This is a genomic window from Rhizobium sp. 10PS4 (genome assembly GCF_032464805.1).
Lineage (GTDB): Bacteria > Pseudomonadota > Alphaproteobacteria > Rhizobiales > Rhizobiaceae > Rhizobium > Rhizobium laguerreae.
The window spans coordinates 1-23776 of record NZ_JAWDIW010000017.1; the positions used below are offsets into that span (position 1 = coordinate 1).

Here is a 23776-nt window from a genome sequence, read left to right on the forward strand (position 1 = left end):
TTCGGCTTGCATTTTTGTCGGTCGCTATTATCCACAGGGCGCCCCTTCGGGACGGATTGCCGAAAATTCCTTTACCGGCTGGTCAAAAATCCATCGCAACGCCGTTCTCAACGACCGAAATATAGCGAGAAAACAGGATCTTGCGCGAAATTATGGTTAACGGAGGATTAAAGCGCCTCCGACCGGCAAGCTTTAAATTTCCGTCACAAATCAGCGGCTGAGATTTCGGAACCTATCACCGAGTTGGGTGTTGTCTTTCCCATTGAAGGAAGGAGACCAACATGGCTGCCAATACCGATGATATCAGAGCATCTGTCAGCAAGGACATCGCCGCACTCCAGCAGGAAGTCTCGCGCCTGCAGAAGATGATTTCCGCTCAAGGCGCCGAAGCCTATTACGAAGTGCGCGGCCGCGCCGGCAAGGCTTATGACGAAGCCCTGCCCCGGGCAAAGAACGCCGTCGCCCAGATCCGGGCCGAAGGTGTGGCTGCCGCCGACGCCGCCCGCGAGCATCCGACCGCAACGACCACTGCCCTGGTGCTTGCAGGCGCCATTGGCTTCCTTGCCGGATACCTGCTTTCCGGCAGTCCGCAGCCGCAGCCTCGCCATTGGTGGCGCTGAACACGCCATATCACTCATAAACCAGCTTTTTGCGCACCCGCCGATCCGTTTTTCGGCAGGGTGCGTAAATGCTTATGTCTTAGAAAAACCAATTTTTAATGCCAGCTATGGGAACATAAAAAACGAAGGGAGGACTACCATGGAAAACAAGAGGGCCAACTGCATTATCGAAGTCAGTGTCGACAGCGCCGATGGCCGCTATGCGGTCGGCATCATGAATATGCGCCAGGCACTCGATCTGCCGGAAATGCCTAGTCTGTCCTATACACATCCGGACCCGGTCAAGGCCGCCGCCGGCATCGTCGTCAGCCGCAAGGAACTGGCCGGCTTCATGGCCTGCCGCTGAGGCAGCGCCACCCTAACAAAGCCGCGACGGCGCTTTGTCCAAAGCGCTGAGCGCTTTTTGCAGCGCCTGTTGTTCCCCTCGTTTTTTATTCACGCTGCTGGCATCCTTCTGTCGTTCATGCCAAGAAAACGGCATCAAAAGCAGGATAAGGATGACAGATGAGGGAGCGGCGCCCACCGCACAAGACGCGTGAACGGACAAAGCCCGCCGATAACGCCGCGGCCAAAAGGGTTACCCTTCCCCGTGCCCTTTCCAAGCTCGGTTATTGCTCCCGCACGCAGGCCGAACGCCTGATCGCCGAAAATCGTGTTGCGGTTGACGGTCGTATCGTCAACGATACCTCCGCATGGGTCGATCTTGCCACGGCAAGCATCAGCATCGACGGCCTCGTCATCGCGGCCGAAGCGAAAATCTATCTGATGCTCAACAAGCCTCGCGGTCTTGTCACCACCCGCCACGATCCCGAAGGCCGGCCGACGGTCTATGATTGCCTCAGGGATTTCGACATCCCGCATCTCTCTCCGGTCGGCCGGCTCGACAAGGCAAGCGAGGGCCTGCTGCTTTTCACCAATGACACCGAATTCGCCCAGATCCTGCTCGATCCGGTCACGCATGTGACGAAGACCTATCATGTCCAGATCGATCGCATCATGGACGACGAGGACATTGCCGCCATGACATCGGGCATCCGCCACGACGGCGAGCTGCTGACGGCAACCGCCGCGCGGCGCCTGCGCCAGGGCGACAGGAATTCATGGATCGAGGTCGAGCTCGACGAGGGCCGCAACCGCCAGATCCGCCGCATGCTGGAGGCGCTCGGAACCGAATGCCTGCGCCTCGTGCGCGTCGCAATCGGCGGGCTCGAACTCGGCGAACTGCCGAAAGGCGCCGTGCGTGCGCTGAGCGAATCGGAATTGCAGGCACTGCGCCGGAAAACCGGCATGGAAAGGACGAGACGCAATTGACTGCTGTGACGGAGATGGCGCCGCACGATTTCTGGCAGGAGCTTCACCCGCCCGGCACCTTTGCCGGCGATGGGGAATTTACCTCCTTCTATGTCGCCGTGCTCGAAGATGGCCGTCAGCTTCGCCTGCCGATCCGCGAGCTGGCGGATGGCGATCACGCCCTCGCCTCGCTGATCGTCAACCAGGCGAGCTTCGCCGTGCTTGATGCGCTCGCCGAAAGCCTCGCCGAAAAGATCAGGCCCATGCGCATTGACGTCGTCGCCGGCCTGCCGACGCTCGGCCTGACGCTGGCCGCTGCCGTGGCGCAGAAGCTCGGCCATAGCCGATACATTCCGCTCGGCACCTCGCGCAAATTCTGGTATCGCGACGAGCTCTCCGTCGCCCTGTCTTCGATCACCACGCCGACACAGCAGAAACGTCTCTATATCGATCCGCGCATGCTGCCGCTGCTGCAGGGACGACGCGTCGCACTCATCGATGACGTCATTTCCAGCGGCGCCTCGATCGTCGCGGGTCTTCATCTGCTGACAGGCTGCGGCATCGAACCCGTCGTCATCGGTGCCGCCATGCTGCAATCGGAGCGCTGGCGCGAAAGCCTCGCAGCCACCGGGCCGCAATGGAGCGCGCGAACCGTCGGCGTCTTCGCAACCCCCATTCTGGAGCGGAACGCCAGAGGCCGGTGGCAGGCACCACCAGCCTGGCGCGCGATATGAGGATTGTTCAATCTTTGGCTGAAGGCGCCTCTGTACAGCTTATGAGGAACGATTACAGTCCCGCCTGATCGATGAAACAAGGGACCCGCCCATGTCGTTCGAGCAAGCATCCCTGCTGATCCTTCTGCTGGCGATGCTCATTCTCTTCTCGTGCGATCGCATCCGCATCGAGGTAGTCTCGATCGCCGGCCTGCTTGGCGGCCATGCGCTCGGCCTTTATCCCGCCGAGCAGATCTTCACGGGTTTCGCCAGTCCCGTCGTCATCACTGTCGTCGAGATCCTGCTGATCGTTCAGGTGCTGGCGCGCGCCAGGCTCTTCGACAGTCTCGCCGCCCGTTTCGCGGCTGCAAGACCTTCGGGCTTCAAGGTCATATCAGGCACTTCCGCGCTCGCCGGCTTGATGTCCATCTTTATGAACAATATCGGCGCCTTTGCGATCACCTTGCCGGTCGCGCTACGCTTGGGCACGGTCCTGACGATCCCCCGCCGCCAGCTCGTGATGCCGGTCTCGTTCGCGGCCCTGCTCGGCGGCCTCGTTTCGCTGATCGGCACGCCGGCCAACCTGCTCGTCAGCGATGCACTCGCCAAGGCGACCGGAACCGGCTTTCACTTCTTCGATTTCGCCTATGTCGGCCTGCCGGTGGCCATCGCCGGCATTCTGCTCATCGCCTATCACGTGCAGCACCTGTTTCCGGAACCGGACGAAACACCCGCAACGATCTCCCCGGCGACGCGGCGCATCGTCGTCGAGCGTCGCATCCCTGACGTCTCACCGCTGATCGGCGTGCGGCTTTCCGATTGCCCGGCACGGTTCGCCATCAAGCCGTACGCGCTGATCCGTGACGACAACTTTGCGTTCGGTCCGCTCGACCAGTTGGTGATCGAACCCGGCGACGTGCTGCTTGTCGAAGGCGCCGATGCGACCTTTGCCGATCTTGCCGCCACACGGGCGCTGATGGCCGACGCCCACGCGCTTGGTCTGCAGCCGGATTTCACCCGTATCGAAGCCGTGGTCATGCCGGAAAGCACGCTGGTCGGTTCGCGCGTTCGCTCGCTTGAAGTCTTCCATTCTCGCGGCGTTGCTGTCACCGCCCTTTCCATGCGCGCGCCACGCATCGAAGGCCGCTTCCTCGACCTGCAATTGTCGATCGGCGATATATTGACGCTGGAGGGACCGCGCATTGCAATCGGCGAAGCGTTGGAGGAAAGCGAGTGCCTGCCGCTCGCCTCGACAACACCGAGCGAACCGGCGCTCCTATCCTGGCGGCCCTTCGCGCTCTTTGCCTGCGGCGTCGCCGCCTCGGCGGCCGGCCTGCGTCCCGACGTCGCTTTTGCCGGCGTCGTGCTCGTGCTCGCTCTGCTCAATCACCTCAATATCCGTCATGCGATGGCCGATCTCAATTGGCCGATCATCATCATGCTCGCGGCGATGATCCCGATCGGCCAGGCGGTGGCAAGCACCGGAGCGGCCGAAACCATTGCCGGCTGGCTCAGCCTCGTCGTGCCGATCACCCACCCGCTCTTCGGCATCGCCCTCATCCTCTTCCTCGCCATGGCATTGACGCCTTTTGTCAACAACGCGACGGTCGCAATCGTCCTGACCCCGATCGCACTGGAATTTGCAAGAGCCGGCAGGCATGCGCCGGACGCCTATCTGATCGCGGTGGCCGCCGGAGCGTCGCTCGATTTCCTGACGCCCTTCGGCCATCACAACAACACGCTGGCAATGGGCATCGGCGGCTACCGCTTCCGTGACTTCATGCGCGCCGGCTGGCCGCTTGCCGTCGCAAGTTATGGTCTCGCCCTGCTTCTTACCGGTCTGTTCTGGCTGTGATGCGATACTCGATCGGCTTGACTTCCCCAGCAATGAAACTAGAGCAGGAAGTCTTCACCCAATAATTAAGGACAGTCGAGCGCCGTGCGAATTCTTTCCGAAGCCCATTTCCCGGAATTGCCGAACTATTATCGCGGCAAGGTGCGCGAGAATTACGATCTTCCGGACGGACGCCGCATTATTATCAGCACCGACCGGCTGAGCGCTTTCGACCGCATCCTCACCTGCATCCCCTACAAGGGCGAGGTACTGACGCAGACGGCGCGCTACTGGTTCGAGGCGACGAAGGACATCTGCCCGAACCACGTTCTCGACTATCCCGATCCGAATGTCGTCATCGGCAAGCGGCTCGACATCCTGCCGGTCGAGATCGTCGTGCGCGGTTATCTCGCTGGCACCACCGGCACCTCGATCCTGACGCTTTATAAGAAGGGCGAACGCGAGATGTACGGCATGCGTCTGCCCGATGGCATGCGCGACAATCAGATCCTGCCGGAACCCGTCATCACGCCGACCAGCAAGGAATTCGACGGCGGCCACGATGAGCCGCTGACACCCACCGAAATCGTCACGCGTGGCCTTCTGACGAAAGAGCAATGGCAGACGCTGTCGACATATGCGCTCGCCCTCTTTGCCCGTGGCCAGGAGATGGCGGCGAAAAACGGGCTGATCCTGGTCGATACCAAATACGAGTTCGGCACCGATGGTGACGGAAACATTATCCTCGCCGACGAGATCCACACGCCGGACAGCAGTCGCTACTGGCTGGCCGAAAGTTATCCGGCAAGCTTTGCCGCCGGAAAACGCCCGGAAAGTTTCGACAAGGATTTCGTCCGCGCCTGGGTGGCGGAGCGCTGCGACCCCTATAAGGACGAGATCCCGGAAATCCCAGCCGAACTGATCGAGCAGACCTCAGCCGTCTACATCAAAGCCTACGAAGCGATCACCGGCGAGCGCTTCGTTCCCGATGATAGCGGCGAGACCCCGCTTGCCCGTGTCCGAAACAACCTCGCTCCCTATTTTCCTTGAAAAGGCGACAAGCGAAAGCCGCCTGCCCGATCATCAGCTTGCGGCATTCCTTCCAATCGCGTTAGAGCGCCGCGCGTCCAACAGGACGCGCTAAGGACGCTCTATCACTTTGAATTGGCGCATAATCCTTTCCGAAAATCGATTCCGATTTTCGGGGTTATGCGCTAGCATCGAAAAAAAGGGGTATCGGGCTCAGCCCGGCGGGGAACAGATGGTAAGAAGGCCAAGACGCAAGGCCGAGGAAACGCGGGAAGACATTCTTTCCATGGCGGAGATGCTGTTTCGCGAGCGCGGCTTTGTCGCGGTGTCGATCGCCGATATCGCCGGTGCGCTCCACATGTCGCCCGCCAATGTCTTCAAGCATTTCCGTTCCAAGGTCGCGCTGGTCGATGCGATCGCCGGACGCCATCTCGACGATGCCGCCGAGCGCTTCGCCGCCTTCGATGAGAAGCTGCCGCCGAAGGAACAACTGCTCCGCTTCATCCTGCGCCTGCTGGAAAGCCACCTGCAGGACATCCAGAAGAACCCTTATATCTTCGAAATGGTGCTTTCGACGATCGAAGCCAAACTCGAGGCCGGCAATCGTTATCGCGCTCGCATCGAGGCAAAGCTCGGCGAGATCATCCGCGAGGGCGTGGCGGAGGGAAGTTATCATTGCCGCGATCCCGAGAGCGCGGCGCGTACCGTTGCAGATGTCCTGGCCTGCGTGCTGCACCCTGTCCTGATCACTCGCGACGACAAGGAGACCCTTGTGCACCGCGCCGAAAAAATCGTGTGTTTCGTCGATGCCGCACTGCAAAATAGCGCTTGCTAAGTGATGATTGCTGAATTACGTCACTTCGTAAAGCTTTTCTTAATTCGGATAACGGCATTTGAAGCCAACCCAATCCTGACGCTTATATCAGCCTGCGCTCGATCAAGCCGAGCCCGCACGCCCGAGCTCGTGGATTGAACGGCGATTGCCACCGCACAGGAATTCAGCATGATACGGCGTGCCCTCCTCATCTCCTCGGCCCTGGCATTCGCAGCCCTTCTCGCCGCCTGCAGCGACAGTGGCTCCAAGCCCGCCGGCAATGCAGGCGCGGCGCAGCAGGCTGCCCCCGTCGGCGTCATCACGCTGACGAAGGGCAGCTTCCCGATCACCACGATCCTGCCCGGCCGCGCCGAGACATTTCAGACCGCCGATATCCGGCCGCAGGTTAGCGGCCTGATCCGCGAGGTCGCCTTTAAGGACGGCGGTGAGATCAAGAAGGGCGACCTTCTATACCAGATCGAGGATGCGCCCTATATCGCTGCCGTCGAGCAGGCCAAGGCAGCGATCTCCAAGGCTGAGGCCAGCGTGCCGAGCGCTGAAAGCAATCTCGACCGCTACCAGCGCCTCGTCGGCAGCGGCGCCACCCAGATCGAATTCGAAACGGCCAAGACGACGCTGCTCCAGGCCAAGGCCGAAGTCGAGTCGGCGAAGGCCGCGCTTTCCGCTGCACAGATCGACCTCGACCACACCAAGATCGTCGCCCCTTTCGATGGCATCATCGACCAGACGGCCGTTAATGTCGGCAACGTCGTCTCTGCCAACCAGACGGCGGCGCTGACGACGATCCGCCAGCTCGATCCGATCTACATCTCGCTGACGGAATCGAGCACCAACCTCTTGAAGCTGCGTGATGCGATGGCCGCCGGCGACATCAAGGGCGAAGCCAATGTCGTCTTCCATCTGATCCTCGAAAACGGCAAGGAATACAATCAGCAGGGCAAGCTCGACATGTCGAAGCAGGTGGTCAGCGAGACGACCGGCACCTTCATCATCCGCGTGCTCTTTCCCAATCCAGACCGTATCGTGCTGCCCGGCATGTATGTCCGCGCAACCGTCGAGCTCGGCGCCGAGGCCGGTTATGCGCTGCCGCAGCTGGCGACGAGCCGTGACGCCAACGGCCGGCTGACGGCACAGTTCGTTTCAGCCGACGGCAAGGTCGAAACCCGCGCCTTCGAGAACAGCTCGCCCTCCAACAATTTTTGGCTCGTGACCGAAGGCATCAAGGACGGCGATCAACTGATCGTCAGCGGCCTGCAATCGATCACCTCAGGCATGCCGGTGAAGCCGGTCCCGATGAAGATCAACGACACCGGCGTGGTCGTGCCTGCCGAGCAGCCCGCGGCCGGTGACGCGCAGAAGCCCGCAGCGAAATAATCGCCGCAGGCCCGCATCGTCACCGTCTCAGCCGCACAGGAACAACCGATGGCTAAGTTTTTCATCCGACGTCCGATTTTCGCCTGGGTCATTGCGATCACCATCATGCTCGCCGGCCTGCTGGCGATTTTCACGCTGTCGATCTCGCAATATCCCGACATCGCCCCGACGACGGTTCGCATCAACGCCACCTATCGCGGCGCCAGCGCCGAGACTGTCGAGAAATCGGTGACGACGATCATCGAGGACGGCATGACCGGCCTCGACGACCTCACCTACATGACCTCGACCTCATCGACGGGTTCGGCCAGCATCCAGCTCACCTTCGGGACAAGCGCCGACCCCGATATCGCCCAGGTGCAGGTGCAGAACAAGCTGCAGCTGGTTCAGTCGCAGCTCCCAAGCGATGTCATCGATGCCGGTATCAGCGTCACCCGCTCGACCTCGAGCATCCTTCTCGTCGGCTCGCTCGTCTCCACCGACGGCAAGCGCAATTCTGTCGACCTCGGCAATATCATGTCGACCTCGATCGAGGATCAGATTCAGCGCCTGGAAGGCGTCGGCAGCATCAATGTCTTCGGTTCGGGATACGCTATGCGCGTCTGGCTCGATCCGTTCAAGCTCTTGAAATACCAGTTGACACCGAGCGACGTGACATCTGCCATCCAGGCGCAGAACACCCAGGTTTCCGTCGGTTCGCTCGGTGCCCAGCCGACGATCCCCGGTCAGCAGCTCAACGTCACCATCACCGCCCAGAGCCAGCTGACCACCGTCGCCGATTTCGAGCACATCATCCTGAAGGTCGAAAAGGACGGCGCGACGGTGCGCTTGAGCGACGTCTCGCGCATCGAGATCGGTCAGGAAAGCTACGGCGGCAGTTCGCGGTACAACGGCCAGCCCTCGACCGGTTTCGCCGTTAACCTTGCAATCGGCGCCAACGCCATCGATACCGCCGCCCGCGTGCGCTCCGCGCTCGAGGTTATCGGCCGCGGTCTGCCGGCAGGTGTCGAGATCACCTACCCCTACGACACCACGCCCTTCGTGGAACTATCGATCGAGAAGGTGGTGCACACGCTGATTGAGGCGATCGTGCTCGTCTTCGTGGTGCTGCTTGTCTTCCTGCAGAATCTCCGTGCGACGCTGATTCCGACGATTGCCGTTCCCGTGGTGCTGCTCGGCACCTTCGGTGTGCTGGCGGCCACCGGCTATTCGATCAATACCTTGACGATGTTCGCCATGGTGCTGGCGATCGGTCTTCTCGTCGACGACGCCATCGTCGTCGTCGAAAACGTCGAACGCATCATGTCCGAAGAAAAGCTTTCGCCGCTCGAAGCGACGGAAAAATCGATGGGCGAGATCACCGGCGCCATTGTGGGCATCGCGCTCGTCCTCACCGCCGTCTTCATTCCGATGGCCTTCTTCGGCGGTTCGACCGGCATCATCTATCGCCAGTTCTCGATCACCATCGTCTCGGCCATGCTGCTGTCGGCGCTCGTCGCCCTCGTACTGACGCCCGCACTTTGCGCCACGATGCTGAAGCCGGTCGGCGAACACAGGAAGCACCGCGTCGGCGACTGGTTCAACCGCAACTTCACGCGCTCGACCAACGGCTATATCAGCGCCATCGGCTATCTGCTGAAGCGGCCGATCCGCGTCATGCTGGTCTTCCTTCTGGTCGGCGCCGGCTGCGCCTATCTCTTCACCCGCCTGCCGAGCTCCTTCCTGCCGCAGGAAGACCAGGGCGTGCTGCTGACCATTGTCACCACGCCGCCGGGCTCGACCACGCAGCAGACCCAGGCAGTCGTCGAAAAGGTCGAGAAATATTATCGTGAAAACGAGAAGGACGCCGTTGATTCAGTGTTCGGCGCGCTCGGCTTCGGTTTCAGCGGTTCCGGCCAGAACAGCGCCATCGTCTTCACCAAGCTCAAGGATTTCTCGCTGCGCACCGATCCGGCGCTGAGCGCCCAGTCGGTCGTCAACCGGGCGCTTGGCAATTTCTTTGCGATCCGCGAGGCGCAGGTCTTCGCGCTGCTGCCGCCGGCGATCCAGGGTCTCGGCGTGTCGAGCGGCTTCTCCATGTATCTCGTCGATACCGGCGGGCATGGCAACGACGCCCTGACGGCCGCCTCCAAGCGGCTGATCCAGATGGGCAATAGCTCGGGCCAGATCGTGGCGCTGCGCAGCAGCAATAAGGAAGTCGAGCCGCAGATGCGCATCGTGCTCGATCAGGAAAAGATCGGCGCCATGGGCGTCGACATCGCCTCGGTCAATTCGATGCTGTCGATCATCTTCACCGGCCGCGACGTCAACGACTTCACGCTGAACGGCGAAATCAAGCCGGTCTATGTCGAAGGCGATGCGCCCTTCCGCATGCAGCCGAGCGATCTCAACCACTGGTACGCCCGCAACAATGACGGCGAAATGGTGCCCTTCTCCGCCTTTACCCGGACGGAGTGGGTGAAGGGCGCGCCCTCACTTGCCCGCTTCAACGCCGTCAGCGCCATTCCGCTCGACGGCGCTTCCGCACCCGGGGTTTCCTCCGGCGATGCGATGAACGAAATGGAAGCACTCACCAATCAGCTCGGCGGCGGTTATACAGTCGCCTGGCAGGGCATCTCCTATCAGGAGCGGCTGTCCGGTTCGCAGGCACCAATGCTTTACGCGATCTCGGTTCTGGTTGTCTTCCTCTGCCTGGCAGCGCTTTATGAAAGCTGGTCGATCCCCTTCTCGGTGATCATGGCAGTGCCTGTCGGTATTCTCGGCGCGCTGACGGCGGCAACCCTCTTCGGCCAGGCGAACGACGTCTATTTCAAGGTCGGCTTGCTCACAACCATAGGGTTGGCGGCCAAAAACGCCATCCTGATCGTCGAATTCGCCAAGGATCGTATGGAAAGCGGCATGGGGCTCTACGAGGCGACATTGGAAGCCGCAAGATTGCGGCTGCGGCCGATCATCATGACATCGCTTGCCTTTATCCTCGGCGTCGTCCCGCTGGCGATCGCGACAGGCGCGGGCTCGGCGGCGCAGAATGCCATCGGTATCGGCGTTCTCGGCGGCATGCTGGCGGCCACAATGCTTGGAATTTTCTTCGTGCCGTCGTTTTTCGTCGTCATTCGACGCATCTTTGCCACACGCGGCAAAAATGCGGCAGGGCTGTGATATAAATGCACTGTGATAATGCAGTTCCCGTTGCTACATTGCGCCCGACTGCTTCGGTGTGTTTTTTTGGTATGACGAGGCGCGGCGGCGATAGTGAAGCATGAAGCTTCGGACAAGAATTGACTTGCTCGAGTACAGGATGAAATGAATGGTATCTCTTCGTTTTGCCACACCGGCATTATTATTATTGTTGTCGGGCTGTGTCGTAGGCCCGGATCATGCTCCTCCTGAAATGCCGCTGCCCGCCAAATTCGGAGAAGGCGGAACGAAGAGTGTAGGCGACGTCGCAACCGCAGCCTGGTGGACCGCCTTTAGCGATCCCAAACTGAATGGCTATGTCCAGGCCGGACTCGATCAGAACCTGACCGTCCAGCAGGCGATCGAACGCATCAATTCGGCTTCCGCCAACGTCATCGCCGCCGGCGCCGGCGGCCTGCCGAACCTGAACGTCGGCGCTTCGCACACGATCAGCGGCCAGAAGGGCGAGCTACGCAACCAGTTCGACACGCGCAACACCAGTGCCGGCGACGTCCAGCTGAGCTGGCTGCTCGACCTCTTCGGCCTCTACAAGCGCAGCACCGAGAGCGCGCTTGCGTCGCTCGATTCAGCATACGCATCAGCTGATGTCGCCAAGCTGACCCTCGTGCAGGATCTCGTCTCGAGCTATATCGACGTTCGCTATTATCAGCAGCGCCTGGCGCTTTCGAGGGCCAACCTGAAGTCTCGTCAGGAAACCTACGAACTGACCAAGTTCCAGCTTGAAGCCGGCGCCGCCTCGCGTCTCGACGTAGTTCAGGCCGAAGGCCTGGTGCAGTCGACGCTCGCCGAAATTCCCGGCCTGGAAACCAACATCCGCATATCGGCCCATCACATCGCCACGCTGCTCGGCCTGCCGGCCTCGGCTCTCGTCGATGAATTGCTGAAGGGCCGTGGCCAGCCGGTATTCCGCGGTGGCATCACCTCCGGCATTCCGGCAGATCTGATCCGCAACCGTCCCGACATTCGCGTAGCGGAGCGTGATCTCGCCGCCGCAACGGCCAATATCGGCGTTGCCCAGGCGCAGCTTTATCCGAGCATCTCGCTCAGCGGCTCGATCTCGCCGTCCTACATCAACCAGCGCGGCGTCCATGGCGGCCTGACCGGCTGGTCCTTCGGCCCAACCCTCAACCTGCCGATTTTCGACGGCGGCACCCTGCGCGCCAACGTCAAGACGGCACAGTCCAATGCCGCCAATGCCTATCTCAACTGGAAGTCGACGGTGCTGTCCGCCGTCGAACAGGTCGAGAATGCACTTTCGGCCGTCCGGCGTGACGCCCGCACGGTCGCAGCACTTCAGGCCCAAGTGAAGACCACGCAGGAAACGCTTGAGCTTTCCACAGCATCCTACAAGGACGGCGCCTCTTCGCTGCTCGACGTTCTCGACGCCCAGCGCCAGGTTTCGCTCGCCCAGGCAAGCCTTGCCGCAGCCGTCCAGCAGATGGCCAAGGACTATGTCTCGCTGAACATCGCAATCGGCGGCGGTTTCGCCCCCGGCGGCAAGACCACCGCACCGACTGTGAAAGCTGTAGCCGTCAAGAGCTGATCTGCGTTTCGCCCTTCTGGGAAATACAGAGCCCCGCGATCATCTCGCGGGGCTTTTTCGTAGGTGCCGCGTGCCGCCACCGATAACTGCGCATAAGATGAATTTGGATTCGACAAGCTTCGATCTGCCGGTTGCCGGCGCGGCAAACCTCAAACGGTTCGGGTGAAATCATGGGCGTCTGGATCGACACGGACATGGGCTTCGACGACATCGCCGCCATTCTGGTGGTGGGACAGTCGGAATTCGAGATCGACGGAATATCACTGGTCTTCGGCAATACGCCGCTGCCGCAGGTGAGGATAAACGCCGCCGGCGCCGCCAGCGCCTTCGGCTGGACGTTCCCGATCCACACCGGCCGAGCCATGCCCGTGCTCGGCAAGCTCGAAACCGCTCAGGCGATCCTCGGCGAAACCGGCATCCCGACATCAGGCAGGAGCCTGCCGCAGGCGGCTGCCCTTGCCGAAAGCGATGCCTTCGCAGCACTCTGCCGCTGGCTGGAGCGCAAAGGCCAGCACCGCATCCTGGCGCTTGGCCCGCTCACCAACATCGCCGCCGTGGCGCTTGCCCGGCCCGATCTTGCCGCCCGCATCACCGAACTCGTCTGGATGGGCGGCGGCGTCACCAGTGGCAACCATACGGCCTCCGCCGAGTTCAACGCGCTCGCCGATCCCGAGGCCCTCTCGATCGTCATCGCCCATGGCCTGCCGCTGCGCATGGTCGATCTCGACCTCTGCCGCAAGGTGCTGGCCAGGCCCGAAGACGCTGAGCCGGTGCGCAATGCCGGCGGCGCCAATGCCGAACTGATCGCTGACATGTTTTCGGGTTATATCCACATCGGCACCAGCCGCGGCCGGCCGGCCATGGCGATCTACGATCCCACGGCCGCCGTCGCCTTTGTGACCTCCGACGTCGTGAGCTTCCACCCTGCCCGTATCGACGTCGAGCTGCAGGGCGCCCTCACCCGTGGCCGTACCGTCGTCGAGACCCGTGCCACGCATGCGACCTTCAATGCTCAATTCGCCGCCGACATCGATGCCGACATGGCGCGTGTCATCATTCTCGCTGCCCTTGTTAACGAGGCCCGCAAATGAACGCCGTACCTCATCAGGAACCCGCCGATCTCAACGATCCTGCCTTGCGCGCCCGCGCCGTCACTGCTGCGCGCGGCGATGCCCCTTTCGACATGCTGATCACCGGCGGCCGGCTGCTCGATACGGTGACGGGCCTGATCCGGCAAGCCGATATCGGCCTCGTCGGCGCGCTGATATCAAGCGTTCATGCCCCGGCGAGCCGCACCGATGCCGCCGAGATCATCGATGCAGCGGGCAGTATCCTGACGCCCGGCCTGATCGACACGCACATGCATATCGAAAGTTCGATGGTGACACCCGCCGAATATACGAGCGCGGTCTTGCCACGCGGCGTCACCACGATCGTGTGGGATCCGCATGAATTCGGCAATGTCCATGGGCTCGACGGCGTGCGCTGGGCGATCGAGGCGGCGCGCAGCCTGCCGCTGCGTATGATCCTTCTCGCGCCCTCCTGCGTGCCCTCCGCGCCGGGCCTGGAACTTGCCGGCGCCGATTTCGATGCCTCCATGATCACCGAGATGCTGCACTCCTCCGCCGTCGGCGGCGTCGCCGAAGTGATGAATATGCGCGGCGTCATCGACGGCGATCCGCGCATGACTGCTATCGTCAATGCCGGCCTTGCCGCCGGCAAGCTCGTCTGCGGCCATGCACGCGGCCTCGAAGGCGCCGATCTCAACGCCTTCATGGCATCGGGTATCACCTCCGACCACGAACTTACCTCCGGTGCCGATCTCCTCGCCAAGCTTTCCGCCGGCCTGACGATCGAGCTGCGCGGCTCTCACGACCATCTGCTGCAGGAGTTCGTCGAGGTGCTGAACGGTCTCGGCCACCTGCCTGCGACCGTCACGCTCTGCACCGACGACGTCTTTCCCGACGAACTCCAGGAAGGCGGCGGCCTCGACGACGTCATCAGGCGCCTGGTGCGCTACGGCATGAAGCCGGAATGGGCCATCCGTGCCGCGACCTTCAACGCCGCACAACGTCTGAAGCGCTCCGATCTCGGCCTCGTCGCCGCCGGCCGCCGCGCCGACATCGTGCTCTTCGAAGACCTCGCGGAATTCCGGGCGCGGCTCGTCATATCAGCCGGCCGCATAATTGCCCGCAACGGCAGCATGCAGGTTGCCGTCCAGCAGATCGATACTGCACCGCTTGTCAATTCGGTGAAGCTGCCGCCGCTGACCGAGAATGATTTTCGCATTCCGGCGAAGGGCGAGCGCGTCCGCGTCGCTACCATCAACCGCCCGCGCTTCACGCAATGGGGCGAGGCCGAAACCGAGGTCAGGGACGGTTTCGTCGTACCGCCGGCCGGTAGCGCCATGATTTCAGTCGCCCATCGCCACGGAAAGGCCGACAGCGCCCCGCGCATCGGCTTCCTCACCGGCTGGGGCGAATGGAATGGCGCTTTCTGTACCACCGTTTCGCATGACAGCCACAACCTCACCGTCTTCGGCGGCAATGCCGGCGACATGGCGCTCGCCGCCAACGCAGTCATCGCGGCAGGCGGCGGCATGGCTGTCGCCAAGGACGGCCGGATCGAGGCGATGTTGCCGCTGCCGCTCTCCGGCCTGGTGACCGATGCCTCGCTGAAGGACACGGCCCTGGCCTTTGCCGGCATCCGCAAGGCGATGGAAAAGATCGTAACGTGGAAGCCGCCCTATCTGGTCTTCAAGGCCTGCTTCGGCGCTACGCTCGCCTGCAATGTCGGCCCGCATCAGACCGATCGGGGGATTGCCGATGTTGTAACGGGCAAGGTGCTGGAAAACCCGGTACTGGCTGTTTGGTAGATCGAGGAAAGCGCGGCTCCGCCAGAAGGCGCGCCGTGTGCTCCTCAAACATCTAACCGATCGAAGCATATCCCGGTATGCGTTGTTCGATGAGGTTGGCCAGCCCGTCGAGCCCTGCTGTCATCTTTTTCGACCTCTCGTTCGGATCATTGTTGCAATTCATTCTTAATTGCACAATAGTCGAAGCAAGGGTCGTCAAGTATTTTTCGCAAATCATTCCGAATCGCAACTTGTTCGACTTTCCATAGCTTTTGCAATTCGGTCGCAATAGCAGCAAGAGGAGAAACATATGCTCTATAGGGAGAGACGGTCGGTTTTGGCCGGAATGATAGGGGTGGCATTCGCAGCCGTGCTGGTTGCCTTTCCCGCCGCTGCCCAACAGACAACCAATTCGAAGTTCAAGGTGGTGACGACCTTCACAGTAATTGCCGACATGGCAAAAAACGTGGCCGGTGATGCCGCGATCGTGGAATCGATCACCAAGCCGGGCGCGGAGATCCACAACTATGCGCCGACGCCGGGTGACATCCAGCGAGCACAAGGTGCACAGCTCATTCTCTGGAACGGCCTCAATCTGGAGCGCTGGTTCGAAAAGTTCTTCCAGAACCTGCACGATGTCCCCGGTGCCGTCGTCTCCGATGGCATTGAACCGATGGGCATCTCGGAAGGCCCCTACGAAGGCAAGCCCAACCCCCACGCCTGGATGTCGCCGAAGAACGCCCTGATCTACGTCGACAATATCCGTGATGCTTTCGCAAAGTATGATCCGGCGAATGCGGAGACCTACAAGGCCAACGCCGAGGCCTACAAGCAGAAGATCGAAGCGACGATCACTCCGATCCGCGCCACCCTCGAAAAAATTCCCGAGGACAAGCGCTGGCTGGTGTCAAGCGAGGGCGCCTTTTCCTATCTCGCACGCGATTTCGGGCTGAAGGAACTCTATCTCTGGCCAATCAATGCCGACCAGCAGGGCACGCCCCAGCAGGTCCGCAAGGTGATCGATGCGGTGAAGGAAAACCAGATTCCTACCGTCTTCAGCGAAAGCACCGTTTCCGATAAACCGGCCCGGCAGGTGGCGCGCGAAACCGGCGCGCATTATGGCGGCGTCCTCTATGTCGACTCGCTGAGCGAAGCCGACGGCCCGGTGCCAACCTATATCGATCTTCTGCGCGTGACCTCCGATACCGTCGCCAAGGGTCTTGCCGATGGGTTGTCGCAATGACCGTGCTGCTTGGCAATCTTGTCCGTCCCGCATCCTCGGATGCGGGATCGGGGATCACGGTAAAGGATGCGACCGTCACTTACCGCAACGGACATACCGCCCTGAGGGACGCGAGTTTCCAGATCCCCACGGGCACGATCGCCGCGCTGGTCGGTGTCAACGGTTCCGGCAAGTCGACGCTCTTCAAGTCGATCATGGGTTTCGTGCGTCTCGCCAGGGGCCACATTCGCGTGCTTGGCATGCCAGTCGAAGAGGCGCTGCGCAAGAACCTCGTCGCCTATGTGCCGCAATCGGAAGAAGTCGACTGGAACTTCCCGGTGCTGGTCGAGGATGTCGTGATGATGGGCCGCTACGGTCACATGGGCATGATGCGCATCCCGAAGGCCGCCGACCACGAGGCAGTTGCCTCCGCGCTCGCCCGTGTCGCCATGAGCGAGTTCCGCAAGCGCCAGATCGGCGAACTCTCCGGCGGCCAGAGGAAGCGGGTCTTTTTGGCGCGAGCCCTGGCGCAGGACGGCCGGGTCATTCTGCTCGATGAACCCTTTACCGGCGTCGACGTAAAGACCGAGGACCAGATCATCAGGCTCCTGCGCGAACTGCGGGATGAAGGTCGTGTCATGCTGGTCTCCACCCATAATCTCGGCTCCGTGCCGGAGTTCTGCGACCGGACCATTCTGATCAAGGGCACGGTGCTCGCCTACGGCCCGACCGTCGAGACTTTTACGCAGGAAAATCTGGAAAAGACCTTTGGCGGCGTGCTGCGTCATTTCGTGTTCAGCGAAGCGCAGAGCGGCAGGCCAACGTCGATCGGCGTCATAACCGATGATGAGCGCCCCCTGATCATGCAGGGTGGCAAAGCGACCGCCCGGAGGCCCGATAGTGGCAATGGGGGCCGGGAATGATAGCCGACCTCCTGCAGCCCTTCACCTATGAATACATGCTCAATGCCATGTGGGTGTCCGCCCTTGTCGGCGGCGTCTGCGCTTTCCTCTCCTGTTATCTGATGCTGAAAGGCTGGTCGCTGATCGGCGACGCGCTCTCGCACGCGATCGTTCCCGGCGTCGCCGGCGCCTATATGCTCGGACTTCCCTTTTCGATCGGGGCCTTCTTTTCCGGAGGGCTCGCTGCCGCAGCGATGCTTTTCCTCAACCAGCGCACCAAGCTGAAGGAAGATGCCATCATCGGCCTGATCTTCTCCTCCTTCTTCGGGCTGGGCCTGTTCATGGTTTCGCTCCAGCCTATGGCGGTCAACATCCAGACGATCGTGCTCGGCAACATTCTCGCCATCACGCCCGAGGATACGCTGCAACTCGCCATCATCGGCTTCGTGTCGCTGGCTGTCCTGCTCGTCAAATGGAAGGACCTGATGGTCACCTTCTTCGACGAGAGCCATGCCCGATCGATCGGTCTAAATCCGACCGTTCTCAAGGTCATTTTCTTCACGCTGCTGTCTGCCTCCACCGTCGCGGCGCTGCAGACAGTCGGTGCATTCCTCGTCATCTGCATGGTGGTGACGCCCGGCGCGACCGCCTATCTGCTGACAGACCGCTTCCCGCGGCTGCTTGTGATTGCGGTCATCATCGGATCGATGACCAGTTTCGTCGGCGCTTATGCGAGTTACTTCCTCGATGGCGCAACAGGCGGCATCATCGTCGTGCTACAGACGGCAATCTTCCTGATCGCGTTCTTCTTCGCACCCAAACACGGCATGCTGGCGGCGCGCAGACGCGCCGCGCAGGCGCTGGAGGCAGCGCCATGAACATGGTCGACACGCTTCTTTCGCCTTTCCAGTTCGGCTTCATGGTCAATGCGCTGGTGATCTCGGTGCTGGTCGCAATCCCGATGGCGCTGTTGTCCTGCTTCCTGGTTCTGAAAGGCTGGTCGCTGATGGGAGACGCCATCAGCCACGCCGTCTTCCCCGGCGTGGTCATTGCCTATATCGTCGGCATACCCTTCGCGGTCGGCGCCTTCGTGGCCGGCATGTTTTGCGCTATCGCCACCGGTTTCCTCAAAGATAACAGCCGCATCAAACAGGATACTGTGATGGGCATCGTTTTCTCCGGCATGTTCGGGCTCGGCCTGGTTCTTTATGTCAAGATCCAGTCCGACGTGCATCTCGATCACATCCTGTTCGGCGACATGCTCGGTGTCTCCTGGCGCGACATCGGGCAGTCGGCTGTCATCGCGGCGATCACGGCTGTCATTCTTGGTGTGAAGTGGAAGGACTTCCTGCTGCACGCCTTCGACCCTGCCCAGGCAAGGGCGGTGGGCCTCAGGATCAACCTGCTGCATTACGGCCTTCTCGCCCTCATCTCGCTGACGATCGTCGGTGCCTTGCAGGCGGTAGGCATCATCCTTTCGATCGCCATGCTGATTGCGCCGGGAGCCATCGCCTTCCTGCTCACCCGCAGGTTCAGCACCATGCTGCTCCTCTCCGTCGCCATTGCGGTGATCGGTTCCTTTGTCGGCGTCTACCTGTCCTTCTTCATCGACAGCGCGCCGGCGCCGACCATCGTGCTAGTGCTGGCGATCGGCTTCGTGCTCGCCTTCATCCATGCCACGCACGGGACGGCCCGGGTCGAGGAATCGCCGACAGACTGATGGACTTTGACGAAGTCGCTGTACGGAGGGCAATTGTTGCCAATGCAGAATGCAGAGAGGCGCGTAACGGTCGCTTTTGAATTGCTGCCTAATTCCTAAACTCGATTCCGGTTTGGGCAATTGGGCAGAAGATAATCAAACCTTCAACTCCCGCTCGACCAGCGCCACCCAATAGGCCGCCCCATATCCAAGCGCTTCATCGTTGAAATCATAGGCCGTGTTGTGATGCAGAGCCCCGTCCACCGCCGGACCGTTGCCGAGCCAGACATAGCAGCCCGGCGCGTTCTGGGCGAAGAAGGCGAAATCGTCGCCTGCCGTCGACGGCGGAAAGCTTGTCTGCACCTTGCCGCCGAAGACCGAGCCGGCCACGGCCAGCGCCCGCGCGGTCGCATCCGCGTCATTGATGACAGGCGGAATCCGCCGCTCGAATGCATAGTCCACTGCAATGCCGTACATGGCCGCAGTGCCATGCGCCAATCGCCCGATCTCGGTCTCCAACTGGTCGCGCACATTGGGTGAATAGGCCCGCGCCGTCCCACCGATCTCGACGATATCTGGAATGACGTTCAGCGCCTTCGAGTCGCCCGCCTGCAGGAAACAGGCGCTGACGACGGCCGGCTGCAGCGGATCGACCACCCGTCCGACGATCGTCTGCAGCGATGACAGGAAAGTCCCGGCCGCCGTGATCGGATCGCGGCCGAGATGCGGCTTGGCGCCGTGCGTTCCGGTCCCACGGAAGGTCATGCGCCAGCTGTCGGAGGAGGCAAGCTGCGGCCCCTCGACCACGGCGATCTCATCGACCGCAAGCCCAGGCATGTTATGCAGCCCATAAACGGCATCGCAGGGGAAAAGCTTGAACAGCCCCTCCTCGACCATGCGCCTTGCTCCGCCCCGCCCTTCTTCAGCCGGCTGGAAGATGAAATGCACCGTGCCGGAAAAATCCCGCGTTGCCGCAAGATGCCGCGCGGCGCCGATGAGCATCGCCGTATGACCGTCATGGCCGCAGGCATGCATTTTTCCGGGCACGGTCGATTTATAGGGCCGCTTCGCCATTTCAGGCATGGCGAGCGCATCCATGTCGGCGCGCAGCCCGATCCTGCGTGTGCCGCTGCCGAGCCGCAGCGTGCCGACCACGCCGGTGCCGCCGAGACCGCGATGCACAGTGATGCCTGCTTCTTCGAGAAGCCTCGCGACGATGCCGCCGGTGCGCTCCTCCTCGAAACCGAGTTCGGGATGGGCGTGCAGGTCGCGGCGCAGAGAGGTCAGAAACGGCAGATCGTCCTTGATCCGGGCGGGAATGCTCATCGGGCAATGCTCCTGGGGCCTGGATATCCCGTCATGCGAAACGGGCGCCCAACCGGCGCCCGCATCAGATCATTCTTTGTTCATCAAACGGCCTACAAGTTCAACCCCCTCAGGCCTCCTCGACGAACACCTCCTCGCGCTTCTTCTTGACACTCGGCAGGAAGACGACGATCAGCACGGCGACCGCAATGGCCAGAAGAATGGCGCTGATTGGCCGCGTGACGAAGGTGGTCGGATCGCCGCGCGACAGGATCATGGCGCGCCGGAGGTTCTCCTCGAGCAATGGCCCGAGCACGAAGCCGAGCAGAAGCGGCGCCGGCTCACAGCGAAGCTTCGCCAGCACATAGCCGATGAGCCCGAAGAAGGCCACGGCGTAGAGATCGTAGACGTTGGCGTTGACGCTGTAGACCCCGATGGAGCAGAAGGCCATGATGATGGGGAAGAGCACGTAGTAAGGCACGGTCAAGAGCTTCACCCAGAGCCCGATCAGCGGCAGGTTAAGGATGACCAGCATCAGGTTGCCGATCCACATCGAGGCGATGATTCCCCAGAACAGCGCCGGCTGCTCGGTGGCGACGTTCGGACCGGGTACGATGCCCTGGATGATCATCGCGCCGACCATCAGCGCCATGACGGGATTGGCCGGAATGCCAAGCGTCAGCAGCGGAATGAAAGAAGTCTGCGCGCCGGCATTGTTCGCCGATTCCGGTCCCGCAACGCCGGCGATCGCGCCCTTACCGAATTCCTCCGGCGTCTTCGACATCCGCTTTTCCACCGTGTAGGAGGCGAAGGCCGCGAGAATGGCGCCACCACCCGGCAGGATGCCAAGCGCCGAGCCGATCGCCGTACCGCGAATGACCGGCGCAATCATCTCCTTGAATTCCTGGCGGGACGGCAAAAGGCCGGTGACCTTGGCCATCAGCACCGTGCGTGTTGACTCGCCCTCGAGGTTGCGCAGGATTTCCGCCACGCCGAAGACGCCGACGGCAAGCGCCACAAAGTTCAGCCCGTCCGCATATTCACGGATGCCGAGCGTGAAGCGTGGCGTGCCCGTGTAGATGTCGGTGCCGACGAGGCCGAGCAGCAGCCCGAGCGCCACCATGGCCAGCGCTTTGACGACCGAGCCATGCGCGAGCGCGATCGAGGAGACGAGGCCGACGATCATCAGCGAGAAATATTCCGCCGAGCCGAATTGCAGCGCGATTGCGGTCAGCGGCGGTGCGAAGATCGCGACGAGGAAGGTCGAGACCGTGCCGGCAAAGAACGAGCCGAGCGCCGCGATCGCGAGCGCTGCGCCGGCCCGGCCCTTGCGGGCCATCTGGTAGCCGTCGATCGCGGTGACGGCCGAGGAGGATTCGCCCGGCATGTTGATCAGGATCGCCGTCGTCGAGCCGCCGTACTGCGCGCCGTAATAGATGCCGGCGAGCATGATCAGCGAGGAAACCGGTTCAAGCTGGAAGGTGATCGGCAAGAGCATGGCGATCGTCGCCGTGGCGCCGATCCCGGGCAGCACGCCGATCAGCGTGCCGAGCAGCACGCCGATCAGGCAGAAGAGCAGGTTTTCCGGAGTGCCGGCTGTTGCAAAGCCGAGCGCGAGATTGCTGAAAAGATCCATCATCGTCTCCTAGAACCGGACCCAGGGGCCGAAGCGCTCGAACGGCAGGCCGAGCCCGTAGCTGAAGACCGCAACCGAAAAGATCGTCAGCAGCAGCGACAGGATGATCGCGAAGAACACGTTCATCTTTTGCGATGCGAAGCAGGCGATGAAGGCGGTGAGGAACAGTGACGGTGCAAATCCGAGCCCGCGCACCGTCAGCCCGAAGAACACCGGTGCCGGCAGGATGAAGAGCATGCCGCGCCAGGCAAACGGGTCGATCGGCTCGCCCTCGACCCGCAGCGCCTGAATGAAGATGATCGCGCCGAGAAGCACGAGCACGGCGGCAAGCACCAGCGGGAAATAACCAGGCCCCATGCGCACTGACGTGCCGAGGTCGAGCCCCAGCGACTGGATGGCGAAGAAAGCGCCGGTCGCGACGAAAAGCGCGCCGCAAATCGCATTGGTGGTATCGAAACTGATGGATTTCATGGTGTCTCCTGGGGAGATGGTTCGTGACGCACTGCTGCTGCGATTGCCCTCATCCGCCTGCCGGCACCTTCTCACCGCATGCGGGGAGAAGGGAAATAGCTGCAAGCCCTTCGCCCTTTGCCGCCGTTGAGTGACGCAAGTCCCCTCTCCCCGTTCACGGGGAGAGGGTTAGGGTGAGGGGCTCTTTCGGCATGCCTGGACGAGGATAACCCTCAGTCGGCATATTCGCCAGCGGCCTCGATCACCGGCTTCCAACGGGCGATCTCGCTTTCGAGTTTGGCCTTCAGCGCAGCCGGCGTCGCATCGGCGTCGGAGGATGGCGCCGTGCCGAGCTCGGCGAAGCGGGCGCCGACATTCGGATCCTTCAGCGCCACCTGCAGCGCCTTCGACAGACGTTCGTTGATTTCAGCCGGCGTGCCCTTCGGCGTATAGATGCCGTGCCAGATGCCGACTTCAAAACCCGGCAGACCCGCTTCGACTGCCGTCGGAATGTCCTTCATCACCTCGAGCCGCTTGGGCGAGGTCACGGCATAGGCCTTGATCGTGCCGCCTTGGATCTGCTTCGTCGTGTTGGTCGTCTGGTCGCACATGACGTCGACCTGACCGCCGAGAAGATCGGTCATGGCAGGGCCGGTGCCCTTATAGGGAACGGTCGTCAGCGGCGTCTGGATGGCGCTCATGAACATCATGCCGCAGAGATGCGAGGCCGCACCGATGCCGGCATTGGCGACCGTCACCTTGTCCTTGTTGGCCTTGATATAATCGATCAGCCCCTTGAGGTCGGCCGGCTCCATGTCCTTGCGGGCGACGATCGTCATCGGCACCTCGGTGACGAGGCCGACATAGTCGAAGGCGCCAAGCGTGTCATAGGCGAGCTTGCGATAAAGCGTGGCGCTGGTCGCCATGCCGATATGGTGCAGCAGGACGGTGTAACCGTCGGGATCGGCATTCGCCACGCGGCCGGCGCCGAGCGTGCCGCCGGCGCCGCCGACATTTTCGACGACGATCTGCTGGCCGAGATCCTTCGACATGGATTCGGCGACCAGGCGCGCGACGGTATCGGTCGGGCCGCCGGCCGCAAAGGGCACGACCATGGTGATGGTGCGTTCGGGATAGGTCTGCGCCGAAGCGGCGCCGGCGAGAAGAGAGACCGCGGCAGCCGCGGTCAGGCCGAGCATGGCCTTCAGAATTTTCATCGTTTCCTCCCTGATGAAATAAGCGAACCCGCCGACACATCCTCCGCGCCGGTTC

20 protein-coding genes are annotated in these 23776 nt (G+C 61.8%); 16 read left to right on the forward strand and 4 right to left on the reverse strand.

What is annotated here, in order from left to right:
- Positions 1-281: 281 nt before the first annotated feature.
- The 16 genes from RWJ89_RS28275 (at position 282) to RWJ89_RS28350 (ending at position 19134) form a co-directional block, all read left to right on the forward strand.
- Positions 282-620, forward strand: a complete 339-nt coding sequence (locus RWJ89_RS28275) for a hypothetical protein (RefSeq protein WP_020051470.1) — start codon at positions 282-284, stop codon at positions 618-620.
- A gap of 139 nt (positions 621-759) precedes the next feature.
- Positions 760-966, forward strand: coding sequence for a hypothetical protein (locus RWJ89_RS28280; protein ID WP_011653303.1), 207 nt, complete (start codon positions 760-762; stop codon positions 964-966).
- A gap of 158 nt (positions 967-1124) precedes the next feature.
- Positions 1125-1931, forward strand: a complete 807-nt coding sequence (locus RWJ89_RS28285; protein ID WP_316031811.1) for a pseudouridine synthase — start codon at positions 1125-1127, stop codon at positions 1929-1931.
- A gap of 14 nt (positions 1932-1945) precedes the next feature.
- Positions 1946-2644, forward strand: coding sequence for a phosphoribosyltransferase (locus RWJ89_RS28290; protein WP_131665558.1), 699 nt, complete (start codon positions 1946-1948; stop codon positions 2642-2644).
- 91 nt (positions 2645-2735) lie between these two features.
- The gene (locus tag RWJ89_RS28295; RefSeq protein ID WP_168284657.1) at positions 2736-4478 is read left to right on the forward strand and encodes an SLC13 family permease; all 1743 of its coding nucleotides are present in this window, start codon (positions 2736-2738) and stop codon (positions 4476-4478) included.
- Between the two features lie 84 nt (positions 4479-4562).
- Complete coding sequence (locus tag RWJ89_RS28300; protein WP_020051474.1) at positions 4563-5507, forward strand: phosphoribosylaminoimidazolesuccinocarboxamide synthase; 945 nt, start codon at positions 4563-4565, stop codon at positions 5505-5507.
- Positions 5508-5718: 211 nt separating this feature from the next.
- Positions 5719-6321 carry a TetR family transcriptional regulator gene (locus RWJ89_RS28305; RefSeq protein WP_316031812.1) on the forward strand — a complete coding sequence of 201 codons (603 nt, stop codon included), beginning with the start codon at positions 5719-5721 and terminating at the stop codon, positions 6319-6321.
- A gap of 168 nt (positions 6322-6489) precedes the next feature.
- The gene (locus tag RWJ89_RS28310) at positions 6490-7695 is read left to right on the forward strand and encodes an efflux RND transporter periplasmic adaptor subunit (protein WP_131665465.1); all 1206 of its coding nucleotides are present in this window, start codon (positions 6490-6492) and stop codon (positions 7693-7695) included.
- A 48-nt stretch (positions 7696-7743) separates the two neighbouring features.
- On the forward strand, positions 7744-10854 hold the full coding sequence (locus RWJ89_RS28315) for an efflux RND transporter permease subunit (RefSeq protein WP_131665466.1): 3111 nt from the start codon (positions 7744-7746) through the stop codon (positions 10852-10854).
- Between the two features lie 148 nt (positions 10855-11002).
- Positions 11003-12436, forward strand: coding sequence for an efflux transporter outer membrane subunit (locus RWJ89_RS28320; protein WP_131665467.1), 1434 nt, complete (start codon positions 11003-11005; stop codon positions 12434-12436).
- Between the two features lie 170 nt (positions 12437-12606).
- Positions 12607-13527: a nucleoside hydrolase gene (locus tag RWJ89_RS28325; protein WP_168284659.1), complete on the forward strand. Its 921-nt coding sequence runs from the start codon at positions 12607-12609 to the stop codon at positions 13525-13527.
- Positions 13524-15311: an adenine deaminase gene (locus RWJ89_RS28330; RefSeq protein ID WP_316031813.1), complete on the forward strand. Its 1788-nt coding sequence runs from the start codon at positions 13524-13526 to the stop codon at positions 15309-15311. Before RWJ89_RS28325 ends, RWJ89_RS28330 begins: the two co-directional genes overlap by 4 nt.
- A gap of 289 nt (positions 15312-15600) precedes the next feature.
- On the forward strand, positions 15601-16533 hold the full coding sequence (locus RWJ89_RS28335) for a metal ABC transporter substrate-binding protein (protein WP_316029576.1): 933 nt from the start codon (positions 15601-15603) through the stop codon (positions 16531-16533).
- A complete protein-coding gene (locus tag RWJ89_RS28340) occupies positions 16530-17435 on the forward strand; it encodes a manganese/iron ABC transporter ATP-binding protein (RefSeq protein WP_316029575.1) in 906 nt (301 codons plus the stop codon). Before RWJ89_RS28335 ends, RWJ89_RS28340 begins: the two co-directional genes overlap by 4 nt.
- Complete coding sequence (gene sitC / locus RWJ89_RS28345; RefSeq protein WP_017995053.1) at positions 17432-18292, forward strand: iron/manganese ABC transporter permease subunit SitC; 861 nt, start codon at positions 17432-17434, stop codon at positions 18290-18292. The genes RWJ89_RS28340 and sitC overlap by 4 nt, the downstream gene beginning before the upstream one ends.
- Positions 18289-19134 carry a metal ABC transporter permease gene (locus RWJ89_RS28350; protein ID WP_316031814.1) on the forward strand — a complete coding sequence of 282 codons (846 nt, stop codon included), beginning with the start codon at positions 18289-18291 and terminating at the stop codon, positions 19132-19134. Before sitC ends, RWJ89_RS28350 begins: the two co-directional genes overlap by 4 nt.
- A gap of 135 nt (positions 19135-19269) precedes the next feature.
- Here the strand turns inward: RWJ89_RS28350 and RWJ89_RS28355 are convergent, their stop codons facing one another.
- The 4 genes from RWJ89_RS28355 to RWJ89_RS28370 form a co-directional block, all read right to left on the reverse strand.
- Complete coding sequence (locus RWJ89_RS28355) at positions 19270-20439, reverse strand: M20 aminoacylase family protein (RefSeq protein WP_316031815.1); 1170 nt, start codon at positions 20437-20439, stop codon at positions 19270-19272.
- A 109-nt stretch (positions 20440-20548) separates the two neighbouring features.
- Complete coding sequence (locus RWJ89_RS28360; protein ID WP_020051484.1) at positions 20549-22054, reverse strand: tripartite tricarboxylate transporter permease; 1506 nt, start codon at positions 22052-22054, stop codon at positions 20549-20551.
- 9 nt (positions 22055-22063) lie between these two features.
- A complete protein-coding gene (locus tag RWJ89_RS28365) occupies positions 22064-22525 on the reverse strand; it encodes a tripartite tricarboxylate transporter TctB family protein (protein WP_316029572.1) in 462 nt (153 codons plus the stop codon).
- A gap of 212 nt (positions 22526-22737) precedes the next feature.
- Positions 22738-23721 carry a tripartite tricarboxylate transporter substrate-binding protein gene (locus tag RWJ89_RS28370; protein ID WP_316029571.1) on the reverse strand — a complete coding sequence of 328 codons (984 nt, stop codon included), beginning with the start codon at positions 23719-23721 and terminating at the stop codon, positions 22738-22740.
- Positions 23722-23776: the final 55 nt, after the last annotated feature.

Excerpts from the sequence above, each read along its gene's own strand:
- RWJ89_RS28275 (WP_020051470.1), top strand. The coding sequence starts at position 282 with ATGGCTGCCAATACCGATGATATCAGAGCATCTGTCAGCAAGGACATC.
- RWJ89_RS28280 (WP_011653303.1), top strand. The coding sequence starts at position 760 with ATGGAAAACAAGAGGGCCAACTGCATTATCGAAGTCAGTGTCGACAGC.
- RWJ89_RS28285 (WP_316031811.1), top strand. The coding sequence starts at position 1,125 with ATGAGGGAGCGGCGCCCACCGCACAAGACGCGTGAACGGACAAAGCCC.
- RWJ89_RS28290 (WP_131665558.1), top strand. The coding sequence starts at position 1,946 with ATGGCGCCGCACGATTTCTGGCAGGAGCTTCACCCGCCCGGCACCTTT.
- RWJ89_RS28295 (WP_168284657.1), top strand. The coding sequence starts at position 2,736 with ATGTCGTTCGAGCAAGCATCCCTGCTGATCCTTCTGCTGGCGATGCTC.
- RWJ89_RS28305 (WP_316031812.1), top strand. The coding sequence starts at position 5,719 with ATGGTAAGAAGGCCAAGACGCAAGGCCGAGGAAACGCGGGAAGACATT.
- RWJ89_RS28310 (WP_131665465.1), top strand. The coding sequence starts at position 6,490 with ATGATACGGCGTGCCCTCCTCATCTCCTCGGCCCTGGCATTCGCAGCC.
- RWJ89_RS28315 (WP_131665466.1), top strand. The coding sequence starts at position 7,744 with ATGGCTAAGTTTTTCATCCGACGTCCGATTTTCGCCTGGGTCATTGCG.
- RWJ89_RS28320 (WP_131665467.1), top strand. The coding sequence starts at position 11,003 with ATGGTATCTCTTCGTTTTGCCACACCGGCATTATTATTATTGTTGTCG.
- RWJ89_RS28325 (WP_168284659.1), top strand. The coding sequence starts at position 12,607 with ATGGGCGTCTGGATCGACACGGACATGGGCTTCGACGACATCGCCGCC.
- RWJ89_RS28330 (WP_316031813.1), top strand. The coding sequence starts at position 13,524 with ATGAACGCCGTACCTCATCAGGAACCCGCCGATCTCAACGATCCTGCC.
- RWJ89_RS28335 (WP_316029576.1), top strand. The coding sequence starts at position 15,601 with ATGCTCTATAGGGAGAGACGGTCGGTTTTGGCCGGAATGATAGGGGTG.
- RWJ89_RS28340 (WP_316029575.1), top strand. The coding sequence starts at position 16,530 with ATGACCGTGCTGCTTGGCAATCTTGTCCGTCCCGCATCCTCGGATGCG.
- sitC (WP_017995053.1), top strand. The coding sequence starts at position 17,432 with ATGATAGCCGACCTCCTGCAGCCCTTCACCTATGAATACATGCTCAAT.
- RWJ89_RS28350 (WP_316031814.1), top strand. The coding sequence starts at position 18,289 with ATGAACATGGTCGACACGCTTCTTTCGCCTTTCCAGTTCGGCTTCATG.
- RWJ89_RS28355 (WP_316031815.1), bottom strand. The coding sequence starts at position 20,439 with ATGAGCATTCCCGCCCGGATCAAGGACGATCTGCCGTTTCTGACCTCT.
- RWJ89_RS28360 (WP_020051484.1), bottom strand. The coding sequence starts at position 22,054 with ATGGATCTTTTCAGCAATCTCGCGCTCGGCTTTGCAACAGCCGGCACT.
- RWJ89_RS28365 (WP_316029572.1), bottom strand. The coding sequence starts at position 22,525 with ATGAAATCCATCAGTTTCGATACCACCAATGCGATTTGCGGCGCGCTT.
- RWJ89_RS28370 (WP_316029571.1), bottom strand. The coding sequence starts at position 23,721 with ATGAAAATTCTGAAGGCCATGCTCGGCCTGACCGCGGCTGCCGCGGTC.